The sequence below is a fragment of the bacterium genome, from assembly GCA_018814885.1.
Lineage (GTDB): Bacteria > Krumholzibacteriota > Krumholzibacteriia > LZORAL124-64-63 > LZORAL124-64-63 > JAHIYU01.
The window spans coordinates 1-26127 of record JAHIYU010000136.1; the positions used below are offsets into that span (position 1 = coordinate 1).

Below are 26127 nucleotides of genomic sequence, written 5' to 3' on the forward strand. Positions count from 1 at the left end.
GGCCCACGCGGCCTGGATGGCGGACGCCGGCCGGCTGCGCGGAGCCTTCGCGGCGGTCGCCGCGGCCGGGGATCTCGCCGCACGACGAGCGGTGTTCCAACCGCTCACCGCCAAGGTGTGGGATGCCCTGCGGCGCTATGGATATCGCGACGACCGCCCCGTGCGCCTCTTCCACTGCCCGATGTACGGCAGCAAGGGCGCCGACTGGATCCAGCGCGCCGCCACCACGTCCAATCCCTACTATGGCGCGGCGATGCTCCGTTGCGGCAGCCAGACCGACTCCTTGACGGCGTCCGACGACGGCGAGGGGAGGTGACCGGCATGTCCGCGAAGCGCACCGAGCACACGGGGAGCCGGCTGGACGGCATCCTGAGGTTCTGCCTCGAGAACAAGCTCGTGGTCGGCCTGTTCGTCCTGTTCGTGGTCGCCTTCGGCGCCATGGTCGCGCCCTTCGACTGGGAGCTTGGCGGCCTGCCGCGCGACCCCGTCCCCGTGGATGCCATTCCCGATCTCGGCGAGAACCAGCAGATCGTCTTCACGGAGTGGATGGGCCGCTCGCCCCAGGACGTGGAGGACCAGATCACCTATCCCCTGACGGTGGCGCTGCTCGGCCTGCCGGACATCAAGACCGTCAGGAGCTACTCCTTCTTCGGCTTCTCGACCATCTACGTGATCTTCAAGGAGCGGGCGGATTTCTACGATTCGCGCTCGCGGATCCTGGAAAAGCTCAACAGCTTGCCGCCGAGCACGTTGCCGACCGGCGTGCAGCCGGGGCTCGGCCCGGACGCCACGGCGCTGGGCCAGGTCTTCTGGTACACCCTCGAGGGGCGCGACGAGGACGGGAATCCGACCGGTGACTGGGATCTCGACGAGCTGCGCAGCATCCAGGACTGGTACGTCCGGTACGGCCTGCTGTCCGCCGAGGGGGTCGCCGAGGTCGCCTCGGTCGGCGGCTTCGTCCGCGAGTACCAGATCGACGTCGATCCCGACGCCATGTGGGCCTACGGGATCGCGCTGGACCAGGTCTACGAATCCGTCCGCCAGTCGAACGTCGACGTCGGCGCGCGGACGATCGAGATCAACAGCGCCGAGTACATGATCCGCGGCCTGGGTTTCCTGAAGAGTCTCGACGACATCGAGTCCAGCGTCGTGGCGGTCAACGACGGCATCCCGATCACGATCAAGGACATCGCCCACGTCGGCTTCGGGCCCGCCTTGCGGCGCGGCGCGCTGGACAAGGAGGGCGCCGAGGCGGTCGGCGGCGTGGTCGTCGTCCGCTACGGCGAGAATCCGCTGTCCGCGATCAAGAACGTCAAGCGGAAGATCGAGGAGATCTCGCCCGGCCTGCCCAGCAAGACCCTGGCCGACGGCCGCGTCAGCCAGGTCGCGATCGTGCCGTTCTACGACCGCAGCGGTCTGATCTACGAGACCCTCGGCACCCTGGACACCGCCCTGACCGAGGAGATCCTCATCACGATCATCGTCGTGATCGTGCTGATCATGAACCTGCGCAGCAGCCTGCTGATCGCCGGACTGCTGCCCCTGGCGGTGCTGATGAGCTTCATCGGCATGAAGCTCTTCCGCGTCGACGCGAACATCGTCGCGCTTTCCGGCATCGCCATCGCCATCGGCACGATGGTCGACATGGGGGTCATACTGTGCGAGAACATCCTCAGGCGCCTGGACGAGGCGGGTCCGGACGACGACAAGCTGGAGGTCATCTTCCGCGCCTCGTCAGAGGTGGGCAGCGCCGTGGTGACGGCCGTCGCCACGACGATCATCAGCTTCCTGCCCGTCTTCACCATGCAGGCGGCCGAGGGGAAGCTGTTCAAACCCCTGGCCTACACCAAGACCTTCGCCCTGGTCGCGTCGATCATCGTGGCGCTGACGGTCATTCCCCCCTTCGCACATCTCCTGTTCTCCCGGAAGATCGGCACCGGATTCGCCAGGAAGCTGTCCGGGCTGCTGCTCGTGGTCGTCGGTGCGGCCGCCGCGATCAAGCTGTCGCCCTGGGTGGGTCTGGCGATGGCGCTCTGGGGGGCCTACACGATCTGGCAGGAGCGGATCCCCGCGCGTTTCCGGCGCCACGGACCGCTGGCCGTGAACGGCATCGCCGTGCTGATGGTCGGGCTGTTGCTGACCAGGCACTGGCTGCCGTTGGGGCCCGGCAAGGGGCTGCCGTTGAACGTCCTGTTCGTCGCCCTCGCCCTGGGCGGATTGCTCTGCTTGTTCCACGTCTTCACGCGTTTCTATCCGCGGCTGCTGACCTGGTGCCTGGATCACAAGCTGCTGTTCCTGGCGCTGCCGGTCATCCTGGTGCTGGTCGGCCTGTCCGTCTGGCAGGGCTTCTCCTCGGTCTTCGGCTTCCTGCCCGGCATGCACGACGGCGCCGACACGCTGCTCGGACGGGTGTGGTCGGGCCCGAAGCATGCTTTCCCGGGACTCGGCAAGGAGTTCATGCCGCCCCTGGACGAGGGGTCCTACCTGTACATGCCGACGACCATGCCCCATGCGTCGATCGGCGAGGCGCTGGACGTGCTGCAGAAGCTGGACATGGCGATCGCGGAGATCCCCGAGGTGGAGTCGGTCGTCGGCAAGCTGGGCAGGGCCGATTCCCCCCTCGACCCGGCGCCGATCTCCATGGTGGAGACGGTGATCAACTACGTTCCCGAGTACAAGCTCGACAAGGACGGCCACCGACTGCGCTTCCGGTACGACAAGCGGCGCGATACGTACGTGCGGGACGAGGCCGGCGAGCTGATCCCCGACGGGCGTGGGCGTCCCTACCGGCAGTGGCGCGACGAGATCCGCACGCCGGACGACATCTGGGACGAGATCGTCCGCGTCGCCAGGCTGCCCGGCACGACCTCGGCGCCCAAGCTGCAGCCCATCGCCGCGCGCATCGTCATGCTCCAGAGCGGCATGCGGGCGCCCATGGGCGTCAAGATCAAGGGGCCGGACCTCGAGACGCTCGACCGGGTCGGCCTGGAGATCGAGCGCCTCCTGAAGGAGGTCCCCTCGATCGAACCCGCCGCGGTCATCGCCGACCGGATCGTGGGCAAGCCGTACCTGGAGATCGACATCGACCGCCGCGCCATCGCGCGCTACGGGCTGACGATCCGCAAGGTCCAGGACGTCATCGAGGTCGCCGTCGGCGGACGGCTGGTCACCACGACGGTGGAGGGGCGGGAGCGCTATCCGGTGCGGGTGCGCTATGCCCGGGAACTGCGGGACACCATCGAGGATCTCGGCCGGATTCTCGTCCCCACGCGGAGCGGCGCGCAGATTCCCCTGATCCAGCTCGCCGAGGTCCGCTATGTCCGCGGACCACAGGTGATCAAGAGCGAGGACACGTTCCTGGTCGGCTACGTGCTCTTCGACATGAAACCGGGAAGCGCCGAGGTCGACGTCGTCCGGGCCGCGCGGGCGCACCTGGAACGCGCGCGGGAGGCCGGGGAGTTCGCGTTGCCCGCCGGGGTCAGCTACACCTTCGCCGGCAGCTACGAGAACCAGGTGCGTTCCGAGAAGAAGCTGATGGTGGTGCTGCCTCTGGCCCTGTTCGTGATCTTCATGATCCTCTACTTCCAGTTCCGCTCGGTCGTCACCACCGGCATGGTGTTCTCCGGCATCTTCGTGGCCTGGGCGGGCGGGTTCCTGATGATCTGGCTCTACGGGCAGCCCTGGTTCCTGGACTTCGCGTTCGCCGGCACGGAGATGCGCACGCTGTTCCAGATCCACCCCATCAACCTCAGCGTGGCCATCTGGGTGGGCTTCATCGCCCTGTTCGGCATCGCGTCCGACGACGGCGTCGTCATGGCGACCTTCCTCGATCAGACCTTCGCCGGCAGACGCTTCCGGTCCGCGGCCGAGATCCGGCGGGCGACGATCGAGGGCGCGGTCCGGCGCGTCCGCCCGGCAACGATGACCATCGCGACGACGATCCTGGCCCTGCTGCCGGTGCTGACCTCGGCGGGACGCGGGGCGGACATCATGGTCCCCATGGCCATCCCGTCCTTCGGGGGCATGGCCGTCGCCATGCTCACCATCCTGGTCGTGCCGGTGCTCTACTGCGGGCACGCGGAGCTGAAACTCAAACGGGGCTGGACCGGAACGTGAGCCCGCAACGAAGAAGGGGAGAGGACGACATGTCGGGTACGCGAGGAGGACTCGGGAGACCGGCGGCATCCGGACTGATCCGGACGGTTCGAGGCGGCTCGCTGGCCCTGGCAGTCGTATTTATTCTGGCGGTGGCCGCGTATGCAGAGACGGACGGGCACGACCACCGGCATGCTGAGATGATCGTCAACACGACGTGCCCGGTCACTCCGGGCGAAGCCGTGGACGAGTCCATCACCGTCGAGTACGAGGGTCGCTCGCTCGCCTTCTGCTGCCAGCGTTGCCGGCAGAAGTTCATCGCCGACCCCGAGCGGTACGCGGCGAACCTGCCTGCCGACGGACATGATCACGACGGGCATGCCGCGCCGACGGCGGCAGGCGAGGGAGAGCATGAAGTTCACGACCATGCGGCGCACCGGGAGAAGACCTCCCTGGCGGGAGCGCTCCACCCTGTCGCCGTGCATTTTCCGATCGCCCTGGTGTTTGCACTGCTTCTCGCCGAGATCGTCGGCGGCCGCAAGCCGTCGCCCACGGCAGCTGGGGCGGCCCGCTTCCTCAGAGTGATCGCGCCCCTCAGCGCCCTGGTGGCTGTCGTCTTAGGCTTTGCGGCCGGTGGGATGAACGGGTTGTTCGAGGCACCCGACTCGACGCTCCAGTTTCATCGTCTGGCCGGACTCGCCGCATTCGTCCTGATCACGGCGGCGTGCCTGGCCGGGCATCGCTGGAACGCCCCGGCTCGGCGGGGGCGGCGTCCGGTCTACCTGGCACTGCTGGTCGCGGCCACATTCGTGACGGCGTACGCGGGCCATCTCGGCGGGAAACTCGTCTTCGGCGACGACTACCTGATTCTGTTCTGAGATCCGGGATTCCGGCACCGGAGGTCCATCTCCCATCCCCTGATCACGGTGCCAGGTCCCACCAATTTTGAGACGCAGGAGACGAAGTGCGATGCGCGGAAAACCCGGTAGCAAGCAACATCTGAAGGTAGTGGATGCCCGGATATCGACCTCGGAGCCGGTGATACCCGCCGGTGATGGCTGGACCTGTCCGATGCACCCGGAAGTCCTGCGATCCTCTCCTGGCGCGTGTCCCGTTTGCGGCATGGCCCTCGAGCATACGTTCCCAGCACCAGAAAGCGACGAACAGGAGGAGGCCGAGTTTCGCGCGATGCGTCGGCGGCTTGTATTCGCTGTGGCACTGACGGTCCCGCTGCTCATCCTCGCCATGTCCGAGATGATCCCGGGCCTGGATGCCGCCGGACGGATCCCACATGCTTGGCGGACTCGTCTGGAGTTCGGCCTTGCTGCGCCGGTCTGCCTGTGGAGCGCCCTGACGTTCTATCGTCGCGCGTGGCGATCCGTACGCGCGCGGAGCCTCAACATGTACACCCTGATCGGCCTCGGAGTGAGCGTCGCTTTTCTCTACAGCGTCGTGGCCGCCTTTGCGCCAGGCCTGTTCCCGCCCTCGTCCCGCGGTGCCGACGGTCTCGTAGGCGTCTATTTCGAAGCGGCCGCCGTGATCGTGACCCTGATCCTGCTCGGACAGGTCCTCGAACTCAAGGCGCGGCGCAGGACAGGTGCCGCCATCCGCGCTCTCCTGGGTCTGGCGGCCAAGACGGCCTGGCGTCTCGACGAAGATGGAGGCGATATGGAGGTCCGGCTAGACGAGGTCGTAGTGGGAGACGTGCTGCTCGTCCGCCCCGGCGAGAAGGTTCCGGTGGACGGCATCGTGCTCGAGGGGAGCAGCGCCGTCGACGAGTCGATGATCACGGGCGAACCCATGCCCAAGGCCAAGAGGACCGGCGACACGGTCGTCGGGGCAACGATCAACGGCACGGGATCGTTGACCGTCCGCGCGACCAAGGTGGGCGCCGATACGATGCTGGCGCAGATCGTCCGGATGGTGTCCGACGCGCAGCGAAGCCGGGCACCCATCCAGCGAACGGCGGACAAGGTCGCCGGCGTGTTCGTGCCCGTCGTCATAGCCGTCTCCGCGATCACGTTCGCGGTCTGGGGACTCATCGGGCCCGAGCCGAGGATGACCCATGCACTGATCAACGCCGTCGCGGTTCTGATCATCGCCTGCCCGTGCGCCCTCGGGATAGCCACGCCCATCTCCATCATGGTCGCCACGGGTCGGGCGGCGACCATGGGGGTCCTGTTCAAGGACGCGGCAGCCCTGGAAACACTCCGCAGCGTCGATACCCTACTGGTCGACAAGACCGGGACGTTGACCGAGGGGAGTCCCTTCGTATCAACGATCCGCCCCGCGGGATCTCTTGCGTCGGATGAACTGTTGCGCCTGGTAGGGAGCCTGGAGTCCGCCAGTGAACATCCCCTTGCTGCAGCGGTCGTGACCGCCGCCCGCGAGAAGGGGCTCGACCTCGATAGACCGGAAGAGTTCAACTCTGAGACCGGCAAGGGAGTGACGGGCAAGGTCGGCGGCCGGCTCGTGAGTGCCGGCAACCTCAAAATGATGGAATCCCTCGGCGTTGACGTTCCCCATCACCAGGAGCAGGTCGCCGCGCTGCGTAAGACCGGTCAGACAATCCTGTTTGTAGCCGTCGAGAACCGGTACGCGGGTCTGCTCGGCGTGGCGGACAGGATCAAGTCGACCTCGCGACAGGCGATCGATGAGCTCAGGCGGGAGGGCATGCGTCTCATCATGCTGACGGGAGACGACGAAGCGACCGCTCGCGCCGTCGCCGACGAACTCGGCATCGACGAGGTGATCTCGGGAGTCCTGCCGGGCGACAAGGCCGCCGTCATCAGATCCCATCAGGGAGCGCAGCGTGTCGTAGCGATGGCGGGCGACGGGATCAACGACGCCCCTGCGCTCGCCCAGGCCGATATCGGCATCGCCATGGGTTCCGGTACCGACGTAGCCATCGAGAGCGCCGGGGTCACCCTGCTGCGCGGCGATCTCGGCGGCATCGTGCGGGCGCGCGCGATCTCCAGACGTACGATGACCAACATCAGGCAAAACCTGTTTTTCGCCTTCGCCTACAACATGCTCGGTGTCCCTGTCGCCGCCGGCTTGCTCTACCCGCTCTGGGGCATACTCCTGAGCCCGGTGATCGCCGCAGCCGCCATGAGTCTGAGTTCCGTTTCCGTCATCGGCAACGCGCTGCGCTTGCGCGCCGCGCGGATCTCGTCGTCTTGACGGAGACCTCACCCGGTCGGACGCCGTCCGACAATGAAAAGGAGCAAGAGATGTTCAGAACGATAATCACGTTGATCGCCGCCGTCTCAGTCATGGCCTTAGCCCAGGCGCCGGCTCTCGCACAGCATCACGACCACATGCAGGGCGGCCAGGGCCACGGCGGTGGACAGATGGACGGGCACATGTCCGGCCTGCATTCCGAGGAGATGATGGAGCAGATGAACACGGTGATGGAGCACATGTCCGAGATGATGCAGGAGATGCATAGCGCCCACGAGCGGATGGAGGGCATGACGGGTGACCAGATGGCCGGCCATCCGGGCGAGCACATGTCCATGGTGCAAGACGTGGCCCACGACATGGAGGACATGATGCCGCTGATGGATTCCATGCTTTCGCACATGCGGAACTACATGGATAACGACGGAGACATGTCCGACGAGGCCATGTCGGAGCGGATGCAGGAGATGATGGGGAACATGGACCAGATGTTCCGCGCCGGGCAGGGCATGATGCGGGCGCTCCAGCAGATGGGCGGCAGCGGTGAGCACGGCGACGCGCAAACGGACCACCAGCACTGAGGCGACGGCATGAACCCATTCCGTAACATGCGAGGTACGAGGGCCGCCCGTGCGGTCCTGCTCGCGGCCGTCGTCGCCGGATTCGCCGTCGCGGCGACGGCGGCGCCGCCCACCGCCACGCAGACGGTTCGGTGGCTGCGCCAGGAACAGAGCGACTTCGCAGGCAGTTTTCTGATCTCCTATTCCGCCCTCTCCTGGCGGGGCCGGGACTGGGACCTGCGCGGCAGCGTCAGCTGGCTGTCGTGGCGTGAAACGGTCAGTGACAGTCCCGGGACGAGCGGTTCCGGATTCGGCGCCCTGTACGTCACGGTCGGACGCCGGGTCTGGGGGGACGAGCGCAGCTGGAGGTCGCGGAGCCGGGGCTGGGTAAGGCTGCGGGGCAAGCTGCCGCTGCAGGACGACTATGCCCAGACGGGCAGCGGCAAGAGCGACTGGGGCGCCAGCCTCCTCACCTCGAACCGCTACCGCGAGCTGTACGTCCTCGCCGAGGCGGGGATCCTGAAGCTCGGTGAACCGTTGGGCGTAGATTACGAAGGGCTGTTCAGCGGTTCGGTGTCTCTCAGCTATCACCGGTTCGGCGCCACGGCGTTCCCTGTTTTCAGCTTCTCAGCCTCGACGCCGGCGCGTCGGGAGGAACCGGCGTACCTGGAATGGTCGGGCGGTTTCGGCATAGTCTGGTCGCACGATCTGTCGACTAGTCTGCTCTACTCCCGCGGGCTGACTGAGGTGAGCCCCGCGGAGGGACTGGCCACCGTCGTCTCGGTGAGGTTCTGACCCGGGCCAGTCGCGCCGCCCGGCGCGGCACAAGAAGATGGCGGACGCAGTCGGTATTGACGCCACGCGTAATCCGGCTACTGTTGGGCCCATGAACACCTATCTGCGCGTCCTGAGGCTGGTGAGGCCGTACCTGACGTTCATCCTGCTGTCCATGTTCTTCATGGTCGTCTTCTCCCTGTTGAGCGGCTTCAGCATCGTGATGATCGCCCCGTTCCTCGAGGCGCTGTTCACGCCCGAGACGGCGGATATAGCCGTGACCGGGGCCGCCGGTTCGCACGCGATCGTCGTGCCCGACACCCTGGGCGTCGCCGACGCCGTCACGCGGGCAGACGATTTACAGCGGTCGTTCTCGGTGACGGGACTGCGCGACGACCTCATGGCCCGGCTCAAAGCCTGGCTGCACCGCGACACCAAGATGGAAACCCTCTGGGTGATCGTGCTGGTGTTCTTCATCCTGAACCTCGTGAAGAACCTTTCCGGCTACCTGCAGACCGTCTGCACCGACTACGTCCAGCACAGCTTCATCCGCGATCTGCGCAATCGGCTCTTCGAGAAGTTCACCAGCCTGCCCCTGTCCTTCTACCACAACCACCGGGCCGGCGAGCTGATCAGCCGGGCCACCAACGACGTGCTGGTGGTCAACCGCAGCGTGAACGTCAGCTTCACCAACCTGGCGCGCGATCCGGTCATGATCGTGATGTACCTGGCGATGGCGCTGCTGCTGAGCTGGCGCCTGACCCTGCTGGCCATGCTCGTGCTGCCGCTGAGCATGCTGATCATCGTCCGCATCGGCAAGAAGCTGCGCAAGTACAGCCACCGGCAGCAGGAGAAGATGGCGAACATCACCACGCGTCTGCAGGAGACCATCTCCGGCATCCGGGTGGTGAAGGCGTTCACCAGCGAGGGGCGGGAGAACGCGCGTTTCCGCGCCGAGTCGCAACGCCTGTTCAAGGACCTGTTCAAGATCGCGCGCATGCAGCGCCTGTCGTCGCCGCTGACCGAACAGCTGTCGGTGCTGGTGGGCCTGTTCGTCCTGTGGTACGGCGGACGCCAGGTGCTCGGCGGCGGCGAGCTGCCGCCGCATCTCTTCATCCTCTTCCTCTTCTTCGTCTTCTCGCTCGGCAGGCCCATCAAGGAGCTTAGCCAGGTCAACAACGCCATCCAGGAGGGCCTGGCGGCCGCCGAGCGTGTCTTCGCGGTGCTGGATCATCCCGTCGAGATCCTCGAGAATGCGCGTGCGGCGGCCTTGACCGACGTGCGTGGCGATATCGAGCTGCGCGGCGTGCGCTTCTCCTACCGGGACGGCGCACCCGTTCTGAAGGGCGTGGACCTGAAGGTGGAGCCGGGGGAGGTGGTGGCCCTGGTCGGCGCGAGCGGGGCGGGCAAGTCCACGCTGGTCGATCTGATCCCGCGCTTCTACGATCCCACCGAGGGGCAGGTGCTGCTCGACGGGCACGACCTGCGCGACCTCACGCTCGCTTCGTTGCGCGGCGCCGTGGGCCTGGTCACCCAGGAGGTGATCCTCTTCAACGACACCGTGCGCAACAATATAGCCTACGGCCTGCCGGACGTGGGCATCGACGAGATGGTCGCCGCCGCGCGCGCCGCCAACGCCCACGACTTCATCGTCGCCATGCCCGATGGTTACGACACCCTGATCGGCGACCGCGGCCTGAAGCTCTCGGGCGGCCAGCGGCAGCGCCTGTCCATCGCCCGCGCCATCCTGAAGAACCCGCCGGTGCTGATCCTCGACGAGGCCACCAGCGCCCTGGACACCGAGAGCGAGAAGCTCGTACAGGAGGCCATCGACCGTCTGGTGCGCGACCGCACCACCATCGTCATCGCCCACCGCCTGTCGACGATCCAGCACGTGGACCGCATCTATGTGATGCAGGCGGGGCGCATCGTGCAGATCGGCGATCACGAGGCCCTGCTGGCCGATACGGCCGGGCCTTATCGCACGCTGCACGACCTGCAGTTCCGCACCTGACCCGGGTTGCAACCTTCGACCCGCCGGCTGCGTAGTCACGCACCACACGCATCACCGCAGCCGGAGGTCCTGCCATGCCGAAGCGCAACAGATTCCTGGCCGTCCTGGGGGCGCCGCTTCTCACGCTGCTGCTCGGCGTTCCCGCCCAGGCCGGCGACGGGGACGGACGCACGATCACGCTCATCACCGACGAGGGCGAGACCTACGTCTGCCACTTCAGTGACGACGACAACATCCGCATGGTCAACAGCGACACCGGCGAGGAGATCTTCGAGATCGATCTCGTCGAGATAGAGGATACCATCTCGGAGGCCTTCGCCGAGTTCGAGGAGGCGTTCGAGGACATCGAGCTGGACATCCACTTCGATGGCGACGAGAACTTCCTGCGCATGGCGGCCGACGACGGCGAGGTCATCGTGGACATCGACGCCATCATCGAAGGCGTCTCGGAGGCCGTCGCCGCTCTGGGCGAGATCGACTTCGTGGACTCTCACCACCGCTTCCGGGCCGCCGCGGGGATGGAAGAGCTGGAGAACGAGCTCGACGCCCTACGCGAGGAAATGCGGGAGTTGAAGAAGGAGCTCAAGAAGGAGCGGCGCCGGGAAAGGCATTAGGCCAGGGGCAGCGCCATCAGCTCGGGCAGGCCGTCGATGATCCAATCGGCGGCCTGCAGTTCCTCGGGGGAGCCGAAGCCGTAACGGCAGCCGACGGTGCGCGCGCCGACGGCGTGCCCGGCCTCGATGTCGCCGGCCCGGTCGCCCACCACCACTGCCCGTCCGGGATTCTCCACCATGGCCACGATCATGTCGGCCTTGTCGCTCGCCAGGCGGCGCGACAGCGCCTCTTCGAGGCACAGTGCGTCGGCGAAGACCCTCTCGAGGCCGTGCCCCGCGATCACCGCGCGGAAATACACCGCGCCGGCGTTGGAAAAGAGCAGCAAACGATGGCGCTCCGACAGGAAGGCGAGGGTTTCGGCGGCCCCGGGGTAAAGGGCGGTCCGGCCGTCGCGGATCGCGGCGACCTCCGCCGCGGCGGTCAGGCGGCCGAAGGTGCGGGCGAACGCGCCGCGCCGGTCGCGCGGCACCGTTTCGGGGTCGAAGGCCCGGGCGAAGTACGCGTCCGAGGGCAGGCCCATGCAGGCGGCGAAGAGCTTGCGGTCGGGTTCGGCGGGGGGCAGGCCGTGGTGCCGGTAGGCGCCGGCGAGCCCGTCGGCGACGGCGTCCACCACGGCGGTGCGGCTATCCAGCAGGGTGCCGTCCATGTCGAAAAGGATGGTCGAGAGAGCCACTCAGGAGCACTCCCGGATCAGGCCGGCGACCTCGCCGGGTTCGGCGTGGCGTCCGGTGCTCTTCTTGGAATAGACCAGGTCGCCATCGACCGTGACCTCGAAGACGCCGCCGCCCGAGGGGATCAGCTCGACGTCGGCATCGAACTCGTCCCCGAGTTCCGCCGCCAGACTGGCGGCGATGGGGTCGTAGTTTCAAACCTTGCAGTATTCGATGGTCACCTTCATGGGGCGCCTCCTCGACCCGGATCATTCATGCCTGATCCGGCTCAGAATTCGATCAACAGCTTGGGCCAGGCGGCCAGCTTGGCCGCGAACGTGCCGGGTGCGAAATCGTCTATGTGCACGACGGTATCGTCGCCGCCGTCCAGGATCACCTCGTGGATGCGCTTCTGGATGCCGTTGGCCTTGTCCTCCAACAGGTTGCGCGTGACGACCCAGGTCTCGAAGATGCGCCGGCCGATCACGCTGTGCAGGGTGATGCCGTTGACGATCAGGCGGTCGAACTGCTGGATGTGGAAGTTGCCCTGCTTGAGCCCGAAGAGCACCACTTCGCCGCCGCGCCGGGTCGACTGGATGGCGTTGTTGACGCTGTTGTTGAAGCCGGCCATCTCCAGGGCCACGTCGACGCCGATGCCGCGGGCCTCGGCGCGCACCGCCTTCACCACGTCCTTGTCCGCCGCCCAGCCGTGCTTCGCGGTGCCGGACGGTTCCAGGGGAATCACCGCGTCGGCCCCGACCTTCAGCGCCATCTCGCGGTTCTTGGCCACGGGCTCGACGCCGACCACCTTGGTCGCCCCCAGGGCCTTGGCCACCATGATGACGAACAGGCCGATGGTGCCGCAGCCGAAGACACCCACGGTCTTGCCGCGCAGGTCGGCCTTCATGCAGGCGTGGACGGCGTTGCCGAAGGGCTCCTGGATGGCGGCGACCTTCAGCTTGATGAGCCGCTTGTTGGTGGGCCACAGGACCTTCGCCGGCAGCTTGATGTACTCGGCGAAGCAGCCGTCGCGGCTGATGCCGATGATGGTGTCGTTGGCACAGATGTGGGTCTGGCCGATCCGGCACTGGTGACAGGTGCCGCAGATGATGTGCGACTCGCTCGAGACGATGTCCTTGGGGCGGTAACCGTAGAGCGCCGGCACGCGCGAGCCGACCTCGACGATCTCGCCGACCAGCTCGTGGCCGATGATGCGCGTGGTGCGCCTCTCGCGCTTGAGGCTCTCGAAGATGTGCCCCTTGAAGGCCGTGCGGTGCCAGATGCCGCGGTCGCTGCCGCAAAAGCCCGCGTAGATCATTTTCACCACGACATTGCCGCCGTCGGCGGGGTCGGCGGCTTCGTCCAGGACGGGACGCGGCATCTCGCGTTTCGCGAAACCTTCGGTCTTGTCCCAGGGCATCGCCGACTTGTCGTATACGAGGGCTTGCATGGTGCGGGGCAACCTTCGACCTCCGGAAGGCGAGTGGTGACATGCGCCGACGGACGGGCCGGCGCCGCCGCTCCAAAGGTACAACGGCGGACAGGGGCGGGCAACCGCCTTGCCGGCCTCACATCCCGGCAGGCGGACGGCCGGGACGGGCCGGGGGAGGGGCTCGGACCGCGTCCCCGCGCGTTCCGCCGCCTCGGCCGTCAATTGATGGTTTCGTAATAGTCGTCCCCGAATCCCCAGCCGCTCTCGGTATCGTCGGCGTCGCGCCGCTCCTCCTCGTCGAGCAGGTCGTCCAGCGAGACCATGTCCGGTTCGCCGTTGCCGCGACTGCCGGACTCGTTATCCTCGGTCTCCACGAAGAGGTATTCGCCCGCGGCGGGTTCGCCGGCGGCCTCATCGCTGCCGTCAGCTTTCGACGCGAGTTCGCTCATCAGCCGCGCCAGCCCGCCGGGATGGACGGAAGAACCGCACTGGGTGCTGCGCTCCGCCGTGCCGGGCTTCTTGAAGGGCCTTGCGGGCGAATTGACGACGGTTGCGGGGTCGACCTTCTCCGCGCTGTCCTGCAGGTCCAGGTGGCGCAGGATGATCTCGTCCATCAGGTCGAAGTAGGCGCGGCTGCCGCTGGAGAGCCGGTCGTGGATGACGGTCGGCTTGCCATGGAGCGCCATTTCGGTCAGACGCGTGTTGCGCGGTATGGAGCAGTCGAAGAGGTGACCGTCGTAGTCGGTGTCGAGTCTCGTCGCCACCTGGCGGCTCATGCGCGTGCGGTGGTCCGTCATGGTCATGAACAGCCCTTCCAGGGAGAGCCCTAGCCGGTGGGCCTGCCGGTAATCCTCGATGAAGTTCATCAGGCGGGCCAGGGTGTCGCGGCACAGCTCCTCGGCCTGCACGGGTACGAGATAGCTGTCCGTGGCGAGCAGCGAGGCGCGGGTCTCGGGTCCGAAGCCGGGAGGGCAGTCGATGAGGATGGTGTCGAATTCGGCGCGGGCTTCATGGACGGCCGCGGCGAAGGCCTCGGCCTGATGCGTCATGAGGTCCTTGTACTGCTCCTCCTCGGCCAGGGTCCAGGCGTCGGGCGCCACCAGGTGCAGGTTCCCGAGGTCGGTGGGGTGCATCACCTGGGTCAGGGGCATGCCGGAGATGATGACCTCGCGCAAGCCGCCGCGCAGCTCCTGCGGGCCGTAGCCCAGGCTGCGCGACACGCCGCAGGACGGGTCGGTGCCGAGCACGAGCGTACGGTGTCCGCTCAGGGCGAAACAGGCGCCCAGATTGACGGCCGAGGTGGTCTTGCCCACGCCGCCCTTCTGGCTGACCAGGCTGATCACGTGGGCGCAGGGGAGGCTCCAGGCGTTGAGGCCGGCGTCGTGTGCGGCATGGGCGTCGTCGTGATGAGGGTCCTGCATGGTGCTCCTTCGGGTTGCAGTTCTGGTGCGGCCTCAGCAGAGATCGATGACCTTCTTGACCAGTTTCTCGACTCCGTCGAAAACCTCCGAGATGCGGCCGGCCAGCATGTATGCCGGAGTGCTCACGACGCGGTTCGCCTCGTCCACCACGATCTCGTCGACGTCGGCCGTGACGTGAGTGGCGCCGGCGGCTTCCAGGGCCGCCGCTGTTCCGGGGTCCGAACCGATCGTGAGCTTGACATGCCCGCCCAGGACCTTCGCGACCAGCGCGGGCGCGATGCACATCGCCCCGACGACCTTGCCCTTGGCGTGCATGTCGGCGATGAAGGCGGCGACCGCTCCGTTGACGGTACAGTCGGCTCCGGACGTCGCGAAGGTGCAGAGGTTCTTCGCCGCCCCGAAACCGCCGGGCAGGATGACGGCGTCGAAGTCGCGCGCGTCCAGGTCGGCTACGTCCGCCACCGGCCCGCGCGCGATGCGGGCCGACTCGATCCGGATGTCTCGCGTCTCGCCCGCGACGGGCTCGCCGGCCTGATGGTCGACGACGTGCATCTGGGCGCCGGTGGGAGCGGCGATCGTCACGTCGGCGCCGGCCCTGTCCAGCGCCAGCAGGGTGGCGGTGGCCTCGTGGATCTCGGAGCCGTCGAACACGCCACACCCGCTCAAAATCACAGCTATGCGAGACATTTTCGGATACCCCCCTGTAAGGCCAGATGCGGATTGTGGTGCCGGTTGGCCGGAATGTCAACCCTGGTCGGCGCTTTCCTTGCACGGCCAGATTATTACTTGGCCCGGTGGGGATGGGTATTAGATTTGGCAGGTCCTCAGTCGCCGCCTGTCCGGGGGAGATGAGATGTCCAAGGTCGCCATCGGCGGAATGCTCGAAACCACCAACCTGGTGCTGATCAGGGTGCTCGGCGTCCGCAGGGGACCGGGCGTGGCGGGCTTGACCCTCTCCACGCTGGGCAAGCACGGCATCAACGTGCTCTGCATCGTCTCCTCCTCCGACGTCAACAACCGCGAGAACATGACCCTGGCCGTGGGCAAGGACGCCCTGGACCAGTCCCTGGGTCTGCTGCAGTCCATCAAGGAGGAGATCGAGGCGGAGCGCATAGAGGTCCAGCGCAACTGCTGCTTCTTCTCCATCTACGGTCCGCACTTCAGCGAGCGGCCTTCGATCGCCGGTCTCATATTCGACGCCCTGGCCGAGGCCGGCATAGACATCTATGCCATCAGCACTTCGGTCTCCACGGTCTCCTGCGTCATCGATCAGGGCGACCTCGAAAAGGCGCGCCGGCAGATCCGCGACACTTTCCTGCTGCCCTAATAGCTGAAACTGCTGCCGCCGATGAATTCCCGCAACAGGGACGTGGGCGGCACGAGCCGGGCGTCTATCGGCAGGTGTAGGGCCAGGAAGTCCAGCAGGGCCCTGGCGCTCCCGTAGGCCGGATCCTCGGGGGGCACCGCGGCCAGCCGCGGCTGCGCCCACATCTTCAGCACTCCCAGTTCGTAGGCCAGCCCCGTGTTGAAGAAGACGTCGGCGTTCTGCTGGTAGGGAAAGATGTGCTTGTGCTCCCCCTCGCGCACGCTCCGCCAGCGCTGGAGGGTGACGCCGGCCGTATAGCCGCGGAACTGGGCGTCGCGAACGATACGGCGGTAGAGCCGGGTCAGGCGTGTCGGCATGTAGGTGATATCGTCTATGTTTGCGTGGCAGAGGGCGGAGACGTAGACGCGCAGGCATTGCCGCCGGTCCACGCCTTCGGCCATCGCCGGGTTGAGGGCGTGGATCCCCTCCACGATCAGGGGCGCTCCCGGCTCCAACCGCGTCGGTTCGCTCTGCAGCGTGGAGGTGCCGGTGGAGAAATCGTAGCGCGGCAGGCGGACCTCCCGGCCGGCCAGCAGGGCGGACAGGTGCTCGTTCAGCAGCTCGAGCCTGAGCGCCTCCAGGGTCTCGTAGTCGAGATTGCCGCCCTCGTCGCGCGGCGTGTGCCGGCGGTCCACGAAATAGTTGTCCAGGGACAGGGCGAAGGGTTTCAGGCGCATCACGCGCAAATGGAGAGCCAGCCGCTTGGCGAAGGTCGTCTTGCCGCTGCTCGATGGTCCGGCGATCAGTACGAGCCGTCCTTGTGCGGACAGCTCCGCGACGCGGCCGGCGATCGCCACGAGCGCCTGCTCGTGGCGCGTCTCGCAGATGCTGATGAGCCGCTTGGTGCGGGCCTGCTCCACGAGCTGGTTGATCGATCCCAGATCGGCGATGCCCTGGTGCTCGGTCCAGCGCGAGTAGTCGAGCATGGTGTCGAACAGCTTGGGCTGGGGGAGATACGCGGTCGGAGTGGACGGATCCCCCGCCAGGCCGGGCAGCAACACGAAACCGGGCGGCTCCAGTTGCAGGGCGAAGGACTTGAGCATGCCGGTCGAGGGCAGGTGAAGGTTCTGGAAGAGCAGCCGGCTGCCCTCGACGCGGTTGAAGGTGGCCGAACCGGACAGCACGTGGCGCGCCGCGAGCCGACTGTATTCGCGCGTTGAATCCCGTAGCATCCTGATCAGCGTCCGCTGGCCGTACATGCGCGGCGTGAAGACCAGATCCCGCTCGATGATCGCGCGCATGCGGTCCTCCACGCCCGCCAGTTCCGCCGCCGTGACCTTGGTGCCGCGTCGCAGGCGGCAGAACATGCCGCCGCCGTAGGAAAAATCGATGAACAGTGAATTGTCGGGAAACATCTCGTCGCACGCCATGGCGAGCACCGAGCACAGGGTGCGCTCGGTGGTCGAATGGCTCTTGGGGTGTGAGAGATGCATCAGGCCCACGTTCTCGCCGCCCCAGAGCGGTTCGTGGAGACTCGTGCGCTGTCCGTTGACGACGCCGATCACCACGGGATCGCCGTTGCCGTCCGCAGCGAGGCCGTGGTTGGCCAGCACTTCGCTGAGGGGAGAGCCGGGTATCGTGAAGACCTTGCGCCCCTCTATGGTGACGTCGACCGTGCCGTCGTTCATGCGCATCCTCCTGCAGACCGGTTGACGGCGATCTTAGCTGTTGTCCCGGGGACTGTCTACGCATCCGCGTTCGTATCCGTCGCCTTCTTCTCCTTCTTCTCCTTCTCGACGGTCCGCCGCGAGTCCGTGGCGTAGAACCCCGCTCCCTTGAAGGAGATGCCGATGCCGCCGCTGATCAGCTTCTCCACCTTGCCGCGGCAGAGGGGACATCTGCGGCGCGGCCGGTCGTGGATCGACTGGAGGAGCTCGAAGCCGTGGCCGCACTTGGTGCATTCGTATTCGTATGTCGGCATGGCGTTTCCCGGGAAAAGATGTGAATGACAGGCGGCTTGACAATATGGTCGATGATGCCCGACGCTGCAACCCCGGTTTCGGCCGGCCGCAGCCGCGGGCCGCATGAAATTTTCGTTGGTGAGTTGTCTATCCGGCGCACCGACCCTATACTCCCCCCGCACGGAGAGAACTCAGACCAAAGGAAGGCTCTCATGTCAGTCAAGCTAGGAATAATGGGTTTCGGCAGGCTGGGCCGGAACATGTTCCGGATCGGACACAACGAACCCGACTTGACGTTCGCTGCCGTCAGCGACATCGCAGACGTGGAGACGCTCGCCTACCTGCTCAAGAACACCACCGTTGAGGGCGTGTTCGAGGGCGAACTGGAGCAGAAGGGTCACTACCTGATGTCCGAGCGGCAATGCACCCGCGTGGTGCACGGCTCGCGCCCCGGCGACATACCCTGGGACGTGCTCGGCGTCGAGATCGTGATCGAGGCGACCGGCATGTTCCGCACGAGGCAGCAGCTGCAGAAGCACCTCGAATCCGGTGCCAAGGCCGTGATCCTGTCGACGCCGCCGCTCGGCGAGATCGACCGCATGGTCATCAACGGCGTCAACGACGGCGACCTGACATCCGACGACCGCATCATCTCCAACGGCAGCAGCAGCTGCCACGCGCTGGCGTTGACCCTGAAGGTGCTGAACGAGAAGGTCGGCGTGCGCCGCGCCGCCATGACCACCGTGCACGCCTACACCAGCGACCAGCAGCTCAGCGACAGCGCCAGCGGCAATCTGCGCTGGAGCCGCTCGGCGGCCCAGAACATCATTCCCAACACCAGCTGGGCGGCGGGCGCCGTGATGGACCTGATGCCCGAGCTGAAGGGCAAGATCAGCGGCATGGCGCTCAACGTGCCGGTGCCGGCGGGCTCCAACATCGATCTCGTGGTGGAACTGGAGAAGCCCCTGACCGCCGCGGAGTACAACGCCATCTTCGCCGAGGCCGCCGCGGGCAAGTACAACGGCCTGCTGGGATACACCGACGAGCCGATCGTCTCGAGCGACATCATCGGCAATCCCTGTTCTGGCGTGCTCGACGCGCAGGCCACCATCTCGCTGAACAACGGTCTGATCAAGAGCATCATCTGGTACGACAACGGCTGGGCCTATGCCTACAGATTGCTGGATACCGCCCGCAAGATGGCCGGTCTGATCCGCTCCCGGGAGGTCATGTCATGAGAGTCGGCATTAACGGATTCGGACGCATCGGACGCGCGGTCTTCCGGCTGCTGAACAGCAAGGAGGGCGTCGAGGTCGTGGCCATCAACGATCTCGCGGATTCCGAGGCCCTCGCCTACCTGCTGCGGCACGATACCGTCATGGGCCCGTTCAGGGGCATGGCGGAGATGGAGGGCGACGTCATGGTCACCCGCCACCAGCGGGTGAAGATGACCGAGATCCCCGATCCCACCAAGCTGGAGTGGGGCAAGATGGGTGTCGACTTCGTGGTCGAGGCCACCGGGCGCTTCCGCAAGAGGGACGAGATCCATCGGCATATCGAGGCCGGCGCCAAGAAGGTACTGCTGACCGTGCCCGCCAAGGACGAGATCGATGCGACCATCGTCATGGGCGTCAACGAGGAGGATCTCAAGCCCGAGCACGAGATCGTCTCCAACGCCTCCTGCACCACCAACTGCCTGGCGCCCCTGGCCTATGTGCTGGACAAGGAGTTCGGCATCGAGTACGGGCTGATGACCACCGTCCACGCCTACACCAACGACCAGCGCCTGGCGGACGTGCCCCATTCGGACTGGCGCCGCTCGCGGGCGGCCGCGGAAAACACGATTCCCACGACCACCGGTGCGGCCCGTGCGGTGGGCAAGGTGCTGCCCAACCTGAAGGGCAAGCTCGACGGCATGGCCATGCGCGTGCCCGTGCCCGACGGTTCGGTCGTGGACCTCGTGACGATCATGTCCAACGACGTGACGCCAGATCAGGTGCGCGAGGCCGTGCGCGACCACGCCAACAGCGACCGGCTGCGTTCCATCCTGAAGTACTCCCAGGCCCACCTGGTCTCCAGCGACATCGTCGGCGATCCCCATTCGTCGATCTTCGACAGCGAGTACACCAGCGTCGTCGAGGGCAACATGCTCAAGACGCTGTCCTGGTACGACAACGAGTGGGGCTATTCCAACCGCGTGGTGGATCTGCTGGCGAAGATGGACGCCATGGGTTCCTGACCGCAATCCGGCCGACCGCAGGAGAGACCGCACCGGTCTCTCCTGCGCTTTCCCGCTCTTGTCGCGATCGGGGGAGATGATCAATCCGGGCGGGCTCTGATCGTCGACAGGATCGCGGCTCGGAAAGGAACCGTCGCTTGAGGGACTGGAGTGCAAGCCTCTTCAGATCGTTCCGGGGCAGGTACCGCCGGCTGCTGATGATCGTCGTGTTGAACGTGCCGGTTGTCTGCGCGATCATGGCGCGCAACCTCGAGGGCGTGGATTTCACCGGCCTGACGGGACTCTACGCGGTCTGCGTCATGGCCGGCTACTACATGCTGCCGATGCTTCTCGTCACCACCCTCGTGCACCTGCTGCTCATCGCCGCGGGCCGGCTCGCTGCTTTCGTCAACGGAGCGCTCATCGCCGTCTTCGTCTTCTACCTGCTGCTGGACACCTTCGTCTACGACCTGGTCAAGTTCCACATCGACCTGTTCTGGCTCGACTACATCATCGAGGACTACGAGGGCCTGGGGTTGCCCGAGTCGACACTCTACACGGCCCTGGCCGGGTTCGCCGCCGTGGTGGCGCTCGAGGTCGGGATCCACCTGCTCGCGCGCCGGATCAGGCCGGGGATCCGCCTGGCCGCGGCGGCGACGGCGCTGCTGGTCGCGGCCTTCGCCGTCAGCCAGGTCATGCACATCGCCGCCTACGAGCGCAACGACAGCCGGGTCACCAGCCTCACGCCGCATTTCCCGCTCTACGTGCCTTTCACCTCGCACCGCAACGCCGTCAAGTACGGGGACCTGCTGCCCATCGGCGAGGACGCGCCGGCGGCGGCCGAGGGTGAGTCCGCCCACAGGTCCCTGCACTATCCGCTGGGGGAGGTCGCGTACGCGGCGCCGCCGGGCGGCGCACCGCCCAATTTCCTCTTCATCCTGCTCGAAAGCTGGCGCTTCGACGTGATGGACGAGACCGTCTCTCCCCGCATGGCGGCCCTGGCGCGCCGGTCGCAGGTCTTCACCCGGCATCTCAGCTCCGGCAACCAGACCACCTGCGGCATCTTCAGCCTGTTCTACGGGCTGCATCCCACATACTGGCCGGCGGTCAAGGCCAACGCCACCTCGATCGACAACCCCGTGCTGATCGATGCGCTCGTGGCGAACGACTACACCTTCGGCATCTTCGCCCGGTCGAAGTTCCGGCGCCACAAGATCGCGGACACGATCTTCCGGGGCATGACGATCACCGAGGATTTCGGCGGCCGTACCGTCCAGGACTTCGATGCGACGATGAACGAGCAGGCGATCGCCTTCATGGATGAGCAGTCCGACCAGGGGAATCCGTACTTCTGCTTCATCTTCTACAAGTCGAGCCATTTCAATTACTGCTATCCTGAAGAGCACCGGATCTTCCAGCCCTCGCGGAACATGAAGATGGGCTTCGTGAACGAGAAGACGGACCCCGGGCCCTACCTGAACGACTACTGCAACGCCGTGCACTACGTGGACGCGCTCCTCGGCGACATCCTGGACCGTCTCGAGGCCAGGGGAGAGCTGGACGACACCGTGATCGTCCTGACCACCGATCACGGCGAGGCCTTCAACGACAACCGGTCCAATTCCTGGGGCCACGGCAGCAGCTATACCCAGTACCAGATCCGGGTGCCGCTGATCCTCCACCTGCCGGGGCGCGAGCCGCGCCGGATCGAGCGCCGGACGTGCCACATCGATCTGCCCGGCACGCTGCTGCAGGAAATCTTCGGCTGCACGACCGACGACTCTCTCTACACCAACGGCCGCAACCTCTTCACGGGCGAAGACACGGTGCGCCCGTTAGTCATCGGCAGCTACTTTAATCACGCCTTCGTCATCGAGGACGACGTCTACGAGATCTTCCCCATGTACACCCGCAAGTACAAGCTGCACGATGTGAACCGGAAGGCGTCGCCGCCGCCCACCGGTCTGCTGAGGGTGGTCATGGAGGAGATGAACCGCTTCTACGGCGCGGCCGGAGACGGCGCGCCGCTGCTGGCCGCGGACGGGCCGTGAGCGGTCCCCGCCGCCTCCGGCTGCCCCGCGCCGATCACCGGGGAAGCGCGATCACGCCAGTTGTGGTATAATTGGGCCTAACCCAGCGTCGAAACACCGCGGAGGACAAATGTGAGGATCCTGCTTCCCGTGATCGCGATATTGCTCGCTGCCGCGGCCGCAACCGCCGCCCACGAAGATCCGCAGCCCCGGCCCCTGGACGGCTTCGAAGCGGAAGCCAGGTTCATCTGCGCCTACGGCAACCAGACCACCGCCACGGCCTACGAGGGCTGGTGGGGGGGCGACGAGACGTACGCCCGCCTGATCTCGCCCCAGATCGAGCCCTGCGAGTGCGATATCGGCTTCACCATCCGCTCTGTCAACATGATGCTGGGCCTCGACGCCAGCGCCGATCTCAGGGTCGTCTCGCGCCTGCTGGAAGCCGACTGGAACGGCAGCTGCTGGCAGCCGGGAGCCACGCTGGCCTTCTCGCCCGTCCACATCATCGACTACATCGCATTGTTCGGGTACTACCAGATCTCGATCCCCTGCGATTTCCCCTGCGCGTCGCTGGACGAGCCCTACTTCATCACCGTGGACTTCATCGGCGGGACCGCGGACCGGGTCAACATCGTCGGCGGCGGCGCCGCCGAGCCGTGCACCAGCTACAACGACTGGGGCGGCGGCTGGTTCGACCTGATCTCGGACATCGGTTTCTTCGATGAACTGACCATGTGGGCCGAGAGCGAATGCTGCTACGAGCCCATCGGAACCGACGCCTCTAGCTGGGGCGAGGTCAAATCACTCTACCGTTGACACCTTCAGGGAGTTTCCCGATGCCTGTTCTTCGCGCGCCGTGCCGGCACCGCTTCGTCCCGTTCCTGACCGTGGGCCTGCTCGCGACGTTCCTCGGGACGTTCGCGGCCCTGGCGGCTCCGCCGCAGCCCGCCGACGATCCCGGCGACGAGCCCTTCCCCCACCGCCGCGCCGAGGCCGAGCGCAAGGCCGCCCTGCACGCGGGGCTGGCCAAGGCGGTCCAGCAGCGCACGGCCAACCAGGATCTCTACGACGTGATCCACTACGACCTGGATCTGGACCTGGACCCCGGTCCGGACATCCTGACGGGCGTCGTAACCACCACGGCCCTCGTGACCGGCACCTCGCTCGCCGAGATCGACCTGGATCTCGCCGCGCACATGAGCATCACCTCGGTCATCGCCGGGGGAGCGCCGGCGAACTGGGTGCGCGCCGGGGACCTGGTGACCGTCTCGCTCAGCCGCGCCTTCGTCACCGGCGAGACGGTTTCGGTCACCGTCTTCTACAGCGGCGATCCCAGCGGCGACTACTTCGGCTGGGATTCGGCCGACGGCCAGGACATGATCTGGACCCTCAGCGAACCCTTCGGGGCGCGCGAGTGGTGGCCCTGCAAGGACCTGAACATCGACAAGGCCGATTCGGTGGACATCCGCGTGACCGTGCCCGACAACCTGATCGTGGCCAGCAACGGACGGCTCGTCTCGAACGTCGACAACGGCGCCACCCGCACCTTCCACTGGCACTCCGACTACCCGATCGTGACCTACCTGGTGTCGCTGGCGATCCACCCGTACACCACCTTCTCGCACTGGTACACGCCCCTGGGCGGGGGCGACCCCATGGAGGTGCAGTACTACGTCTACGCCAGCCACTACAGCTCCGTGCAGGCCACCTACGGCCTGACCGTGCCCATGATCGAGACCTTCGCCCAGGGCTTCGGCGAGTATCCCTTCGTGGACGAGAAGTACGGCCACGCCGAGTTCGTCTGGGGCGGCGGCATGGAACATCAGACCCTCACCAGTCTCGGCGGCTGGTCCGAGGACCTGATCAGCCACGAGCTGTCGCACCAGTGGTGGGGCGACATGATCACCTGCGCCGATTTCCACCACATCTGGCTCAACGAGGGATTCGCGACCTGGTGCGAGGCCTACTGGAAGGAGCAGACCGCGGGCGTCGGCACCTACCGGGCCTACATGGACGCCGCCGCCTACTACGGCCCCGGCACCGTCATCGTGGAGGATCTCAGCGATTTCTGGGGGATCTTCGACAGCAACCTGAGCTACAACAAGGGCTCGTGGATCGTGCACATGCTGCGCGGCGTGATGGGCGACACCGACTTCTTCGCGGGCCTGGCGGACTACCGCGCCCAGCTCGGCTACGGCACCGCCACCACCGAGCAGTTCCGCGACATCATGGAGGCGGCGAGCGGTCTCGAGCTGGACGCCTTCTTCCAGCAGTGGATCTACGGCGAGTACCTGCCGACCTACCTCTACGGCTGGACGACCGCGCCCGGCGAGGTGTCGGTCACCATTGAGCAGATCCAGACGGGCGCGGGCCTGTTCACCATGCCGATCGTCCTGCGCGTGACGACCGACCAGGGCGTCTACGATTTCACCGTGCAGAACAGCCTGGCGCTCGAGACCTACGGTCTGACCGTGCCCGGCGCCCCCCAGTCGGTGCTGCTCGACCCCGACGGCTGGATCCTCAAGCGCACCGAGACCGCCTATCCCGAACCGAGCTTCGACGCCGGCCTGCTGGTGGTCAACGGCGTCGACTGGAGCACCTACGGCGCGGAGATCACCGGCGCATACGCCGACAGCATCTTCTGGGGCGACCACGACATCACGTTCTGGGACACCTTCAACGAACCGGCCGGCGGCTATCCCGCCGCCCTGCCCGCGCCGGCCGGACACGGCCCCGTGCCCGGCGCGTTGCTCGCGAGCCATTCGGCCGTGGTCTGGGTGGGCAACAACTACAACGGCGACCTGAACGACTGGCAGGACACGCCGATCATCGAGTACCTGGAATCGGGCGGCAACCTGCTGCTGCTCGGCCGCATGATGAGCGACTTCACGGCCGGCGACCTCGACGCCTACACGGGGATCTCCTGGGCGGAGACCGGCGCGTCGCTGGGCAACTGCGTCTCGGTCCATCCCGACCTGATCGACATCCCGCTGACCGGCACCCAGAACTGGATCGACGTGTTCTGGCCCACGGGGCTGCCGGCCCGCACGACGCCGCTGTTCCTGGACACCGTCGGTTTCGGCGGCGACCGCGGCGCCGGTGCCTATACCGTGCCCGTGGCCGGCGGCACGCATCGCGAGGACGGCGGGCGCCTCGTGTTGATCTGCGGACGGCCCTACCGCATGAACCACGCCGCCCTGCGCGCCGACGTGCAGACCATCCTGGACGGTTTCTTCGGCGAGCCCTACTCTCCGCCGACCGCCGTCGGCGACGGCGGGACGCCGGACAGGCCGCGCCTGCTGTCCATCCGGCCGAATCCCTTCAACCCGCGCACGGTGATACCCTTCTCCCTGCCGCGGGGGGAGGAGATCGAACTGTCGGTCTACGACGCCGCGGGACGCCTGGTGCGCACCCTGCTGCGGGGCGAGCTGCCGGCCGGCGATCACGAGGCGGCCTGGCACGGGCAAGACGAGCGCGGTCGCGCCGTCGCGTCCGGCGCCTATTTCGCCCGCCTGCGTACGTCCCGGGGCGTCGAGGTGAAGGCGATGTCTCTGGTTCGCTAGGCTAGGAGCGTCATGCGCCGTCTCGCGATCATCTGTCTGGTCCTGGCCGCCGCGATCGCCCCCCAGATCGCGGCGGCCGCGTCTACCGGAACCCCGTCGCGCGAGCATGCCCCCGCGCGTATTGTCTCCATGGCGCCGAGCATCACGGAACTGCTCTTCGCCCTGGGCGTGGGCGAGCGCGTGGTCGGCGTCACCGACTGGTGCCGCCATCCCGCCGAGGTCCGCGACCTGCCGCGCATCGGCGGCCACGTGGATCCCAATCTCGAAGCCGTCGTGGCGCTGCGGCCCGATCTGGTGGTGGTCGA

22 protein-coding genes are annotated in these 26127 nt (G+C 66.6%); 15 read left to right on the plus strand and 7 right to left on the minus strand.

The features are described 5' to 3' along the window. The 8 genes from KJ554_09655 to KJ554_09690 form a co-directional block, all read left to right on the plus strand. The coding region (locus KJ554_09655) for a DUF3347 domain-containing protein (GenBank protein MBU0742600.1) at positions 1 to 316 on the plus strand (316 nt) is incomplete at its 5' end. Positions 317 to 321: 5 nt separating this feature from the next. Continuing rightward, positions 322 to 4116 carry an efflux RND transporter permease subunit gene (locus tag KJ554_09660; GenBank protein ID MBU0742601.1) on the plus strand — a complete coding sequence of 1265 codons (3795 nt, stop codon included), beginning with the start codon at positions 322 to 324 and terminating at the stop codon, positions 4114 to 4116. A 29-nt stretch (positions 4117 to 4145) separates the two neighbouring features. Next, a complete protein-coding gene (locus KJ554_09665) occupies positions 4146 to 4973 on the plus strand; it encodes a YHS domain-containing protein (GenBank protein MBU0742602.1) in 828 nt (275 codons plus the stop codon). 193 nt (positions 4974 to 5166) lie between these two features. Next, positions 5167 to 7278 (plus strand): copper-translocating P-type ATPase, encoded by a 2112-nt coding sequence (locus KJ554_09670; protein ID MBU0742603.1) that lies wholly within the window; start codon positions 5167 to 5169, stop codon positions 7276 to 7278. Positions 7279 to 7328: 50 nt separating this feature from the next. After that, on the plus strand, positions 7329 to 7859 hold the full coding sequence (locus KJ554_09675) for a hypothetical protein (protein ID MBU0742604.1): 531 nt from the start codon (positions 7329 to 7331) through the stop codon (positions 7857 to 7859). A 9-nt stretch (positions 7860 to 7868) separates the two neighbouring features. Next, on the plus strand, positions 7869 to 8633 hold the full coding sequence (locus KJ554_09680) for a hypothetical protein (protein ID MBU0742605.1): 765 nt from the start codon (positions 7869 to 7871) through the stop codon (positions 8631 to 8633). Positions 8634 to 8724: 91 nt separating this feature from the next. After that, on the plus strand, positions 8725 to 10626 hold the full coding sequence (locus KJ554_09685; protein MBU0742606.1) for an ABC transporter ATP-binding protein/permease: 1902 nt from the start codon (positions 8725 to 8727) through the stop codon (positions 10624 to 10626). Positions 10627 to 10700: 74 nt separating this feature from the next. Further along, positions 10701 to 11240, plus strand: coding sequence for a hypothetical protein (locus KJ554_09690; protein MBU0742607.1), 540 nt, complete (start codon positions 10701 to 10703; stop codon positions 11238 to 11240). On the opposite strand, the gene KJ554_09695 is transcribed toward KJ554_09690, so the two are convergent. The 5 genes from KJ554_09695 to elbB form a co-directional block, all read right to left on the minus strand. Continuing rightward, positions 11237 to 11914 carry an HAD family hydrolase gene (locus tag KJ554_09695; protein MBU0742608.1) on the minus strand — a complete coding sequence of 226 codons (678 nt, stop codon included), beginning with the start codon at positions 11912 to 11914 and terminating at the stop codon, positions 11237 to 11239. The genes KJ554_09690 and KJ554_09695 overlap by 4 nt on opposite strands. Then, a complete protein-coding gene (locus KJ554_09700) occupies positions 11915 to 12094 on the minus strand; it encodes an Rdx family protein (GenBank protein ID MBU0742609.1) in 180 nt (59 codons plus the stop codon). An 86-nt stretch (positions 12095 to 12180) separates the two neighbouring features. After that, complete coding sequence (locus tag KJ554_09705) at positions 12181 to 13353, minus strand: zinc-binding dehydrogenase (GenBank protein MBU0742610.1); 1173 nt, start codon at positions 13351 to 13353, stop codon at positions 12181 to 12183. Between the two features lie 188 nt (positions 13354 to 13541). Next, entirely contained in the window at positions 13542 to 14744 is a 1203-nt protein-coding gene (locus tag KJ554_09710) for a ParA family protein (protein MBU0742611.1), read from the minus strand. A 33-nt stretch (positions 14745 to 14777) separates the two neighbouring features. Next, entirely contained in the window at positions 14778 to 15431 is a 654-nt protein-coding gene (elbB, locus tag KJ554_09715; protein MBU0742612.1) for an isoprenoid biosynthesis glyoxalase ElbB, read from the minus strand. Between the two features lie 166 nt (positions 15432 to 15597). Here elbB and KJ554_09720 point away from each other — a divergent pair, with 166 nt between their 5' ends. Next, on the plus strand, positions 15598 to 16071 hold the full coding sequence (locus tag KJ554_09720) for an ACT domain-containing protein (GenBank protein MBU0742613.1): 474 nt from the start codon (positions 15598 to 15600) through the stop codon (positions 16069 to 16071). On the opposite strand, the gene KJ554_09725 is transcribed toward KJ554_09720, so the two are convergent. After that, positions 16068 to 17738 carry a nucleoside kinase gene (locus KJ554_09725; GenBank protein ID MBU0742614.1) on the minus strand — a complete coding sequence of 557 codons (1671 nt, stop codon included), beginning with the start codon at positions 17736 to 17738 and terminating at the stop codon, positions 16068 to 16070. The genes KJ554_09720 and KJ554_09725 overlap by 4 nt on opposite strands. Before the next feature lie 56 nt (positions 17739 to 17794). Then, positions 17795 to 18031 (minus strand): zinc ribbon domain-containing protein, encoded by a 237-nt coding sequence (locus KJ554_09730; protein MBU0742615.1) that lies wholly within the window; start codon positions 18029 to 18031, stop codon positions 17795 to 17797. A 192-nt stretch (positions 18032 to 18223) separates the two neighbouring features. Between KJ554_09730 and KJ554_09735 the strand changes: the two genes are divergently transcribed. The 6 genes from KJ554_09735 to KJ554_09760 form a co-directional block, all read left to right on the plus strand. After that, positions 18224 to 19249, plus strand: coding sequence for a glyceraldehyde-3-phosphate dehydrogenase (locus KJ554_09735; GenBank protein MBU0742616.1), 1026 nt, complete (start codon positions 18224 to 18226; stop codon positions 19247 to 19249). Further along, positions 19246 to 20250, plus strand: coding sequence for a type I glyceraldehyde-3-phosphate dehydrogenase (gene gap, locus KJ554_09740; protein ID MBU0742617.1), 1005 nt, complete (start codon positions 19246 to 19248; stop codon positions 20248 to 20250). The genes KJ554_09735 and gap overlap by 4 nt, the downstream gene beginning before the upstream one ends. 137 nt (positions 20251 to 20387) lie before the next feature. Beyond that, positions 20388 to 22280: a sulfatase-like hydrolase/transferase gene (locus tag KJ554_09745; protein ID MBU0742618.1), complete on the plus strand. Its 1893-nt coding sequence runs from the start codon at positions 20388 to 20390 to the stop codon at positions 22278 to 22280. A 111-nt stretch (positions 22281 to 22391) separates the two neighbouring features. Then, positions 22392 to 23075, plus strand: a complete 684-nt coding sequence (locus KJ554_09750; protein MBU0742619.1) for a hypothetical protein — start codon at positions 22392 to 22394, stop codon at positions 23073 to 23075. Positions 23076 to 23095: 20 nt separating this feature from the next. Beyond that, positions 23096 to 25822 (plus strand): hypothetical protein, encoded by a 2727-nt coding sequence (locus KJ554_09755; GenBank protein ID MBU0742620.1) that lies wholly within the window; start codon positions 23096 to 23098, stop codon positions 25820 to 25822. Between the two features lie 12 nt (positions 25823 to 25834). After that, positions 25835 to 26127, plus strand: a 293-nt coding sequence (locus KJ554_09760) for an ABC transporter substrate-binding protein (GenBank protein MBU0742621.1), incomplete at its 3' end; no start/stop codon positions are given.

Excerpts from the sequence above, each read along its gene's own strand:
- KJ554_09660 (MBU0742601.1), top strand. The coding sequence starts at position 322 with ATGTCCGCGAAGCGCACCGAGCACACGGGGAGCCGGCTGGACGGCATC.
- KJ554_09665 (MBU0742602.1), top strand. The coding sequence starts at position 4,146 with ATGTCGGGTACGCGAGGAGGACTCGGGAGACCGGCGGCATCCGGACTG.
- KJ554_09670 (MBU0742603.1), top strand. The coding sequence starts at position 5,167 with ATGCACCCGGAAGTCCTGCGATCCTCTCCTGGCGCGTGTCCCGTTTGC.
- KJ554_09675 (MBU0742604.1), top strand. The coding sequence starts at position 7,329 with ATGTTCAGAACGATAATCACGTTGATCGCCGCCGTCTCAGTCATGGCC.
- KJ554_09680 (MBU0742605.1), top strand. The coding sequence starts at position 7,869 with ATGAACCCATTCCGTAACATGCGAGGTACGAGGGCCGCCCGTGCGGTC.
- KJ554_09685 (MBU0742606.1), top strand. The coding sequence starts at position 8,725 with ATGAACACCTATCTGCGCGTCCTGAGGCTGGTGAGGCCGTACCTGACG.
- KJ554_09690 (MBU0742607.1), top strand. The coding sequence starts at position 10,701 with ATGCCGAAGCGCAACAGATTCCTGGCCGTCCTGGGGGCGCCGCTTCTC.
- KJ554_09710 (MBU0742611.1), bottom strand. The coding sequence starts at position 14,744 with ATGCAGGACCCTCATCACGACGACGCCCATGCCGCACACGACGCCGGC.
- elbB (MBU0742612.1), bottom strand. The coding sequence starts at position 15,431 with ATGTCTCGCATAGCTGTGATTTTGAGCGGGTGTGGCGTGTTCGACGGC.
- KJ554_09720 (MBU0742613.1), top strand. The coding sequence starts at position 15,598 with ATGTCCAAGGTCGCCATCGGCGGAATGCTCGAAACCACCAACCTGGTG.
- KJ554_09725 (MBU0742614.1), bottom strand. The coding sequence starts at position 17,738 with ATGAACGACGGCACGGTCGACGTCACCATAGAGGGGCGCAAGGTCTTC.
- KJ554_09730 (MBU0742615.1), bottom strand. The coding sequence starts at position 18,031 with ATGCCGACATACGAATACGAATGCACCAAGTGCGGCCACGGCTTCGAG.
- KJ554_09735 (MBU0742616.1), top strand. The coding sequence starts at position 18,224 with ATGTCAGTCAAGCTAGGAATAATGGGTTTCGGCAGGCTGGGCCGGAAC.
- gap (MBU0742617.1), top strand. The coding sequence starts at position 19,246 with ATGAGAGTCGGCATTAACGGATTCGGACGCATCGGACGCGCGGTCTTC.
- KJ554_09755 (MBU0742620.1), top strand. The coding sequence starts at position 23,096 with ATGCCTGTTCTTCGCGCGCCGTGCCGGCACCGCTTCGTCCCGTTCCTG.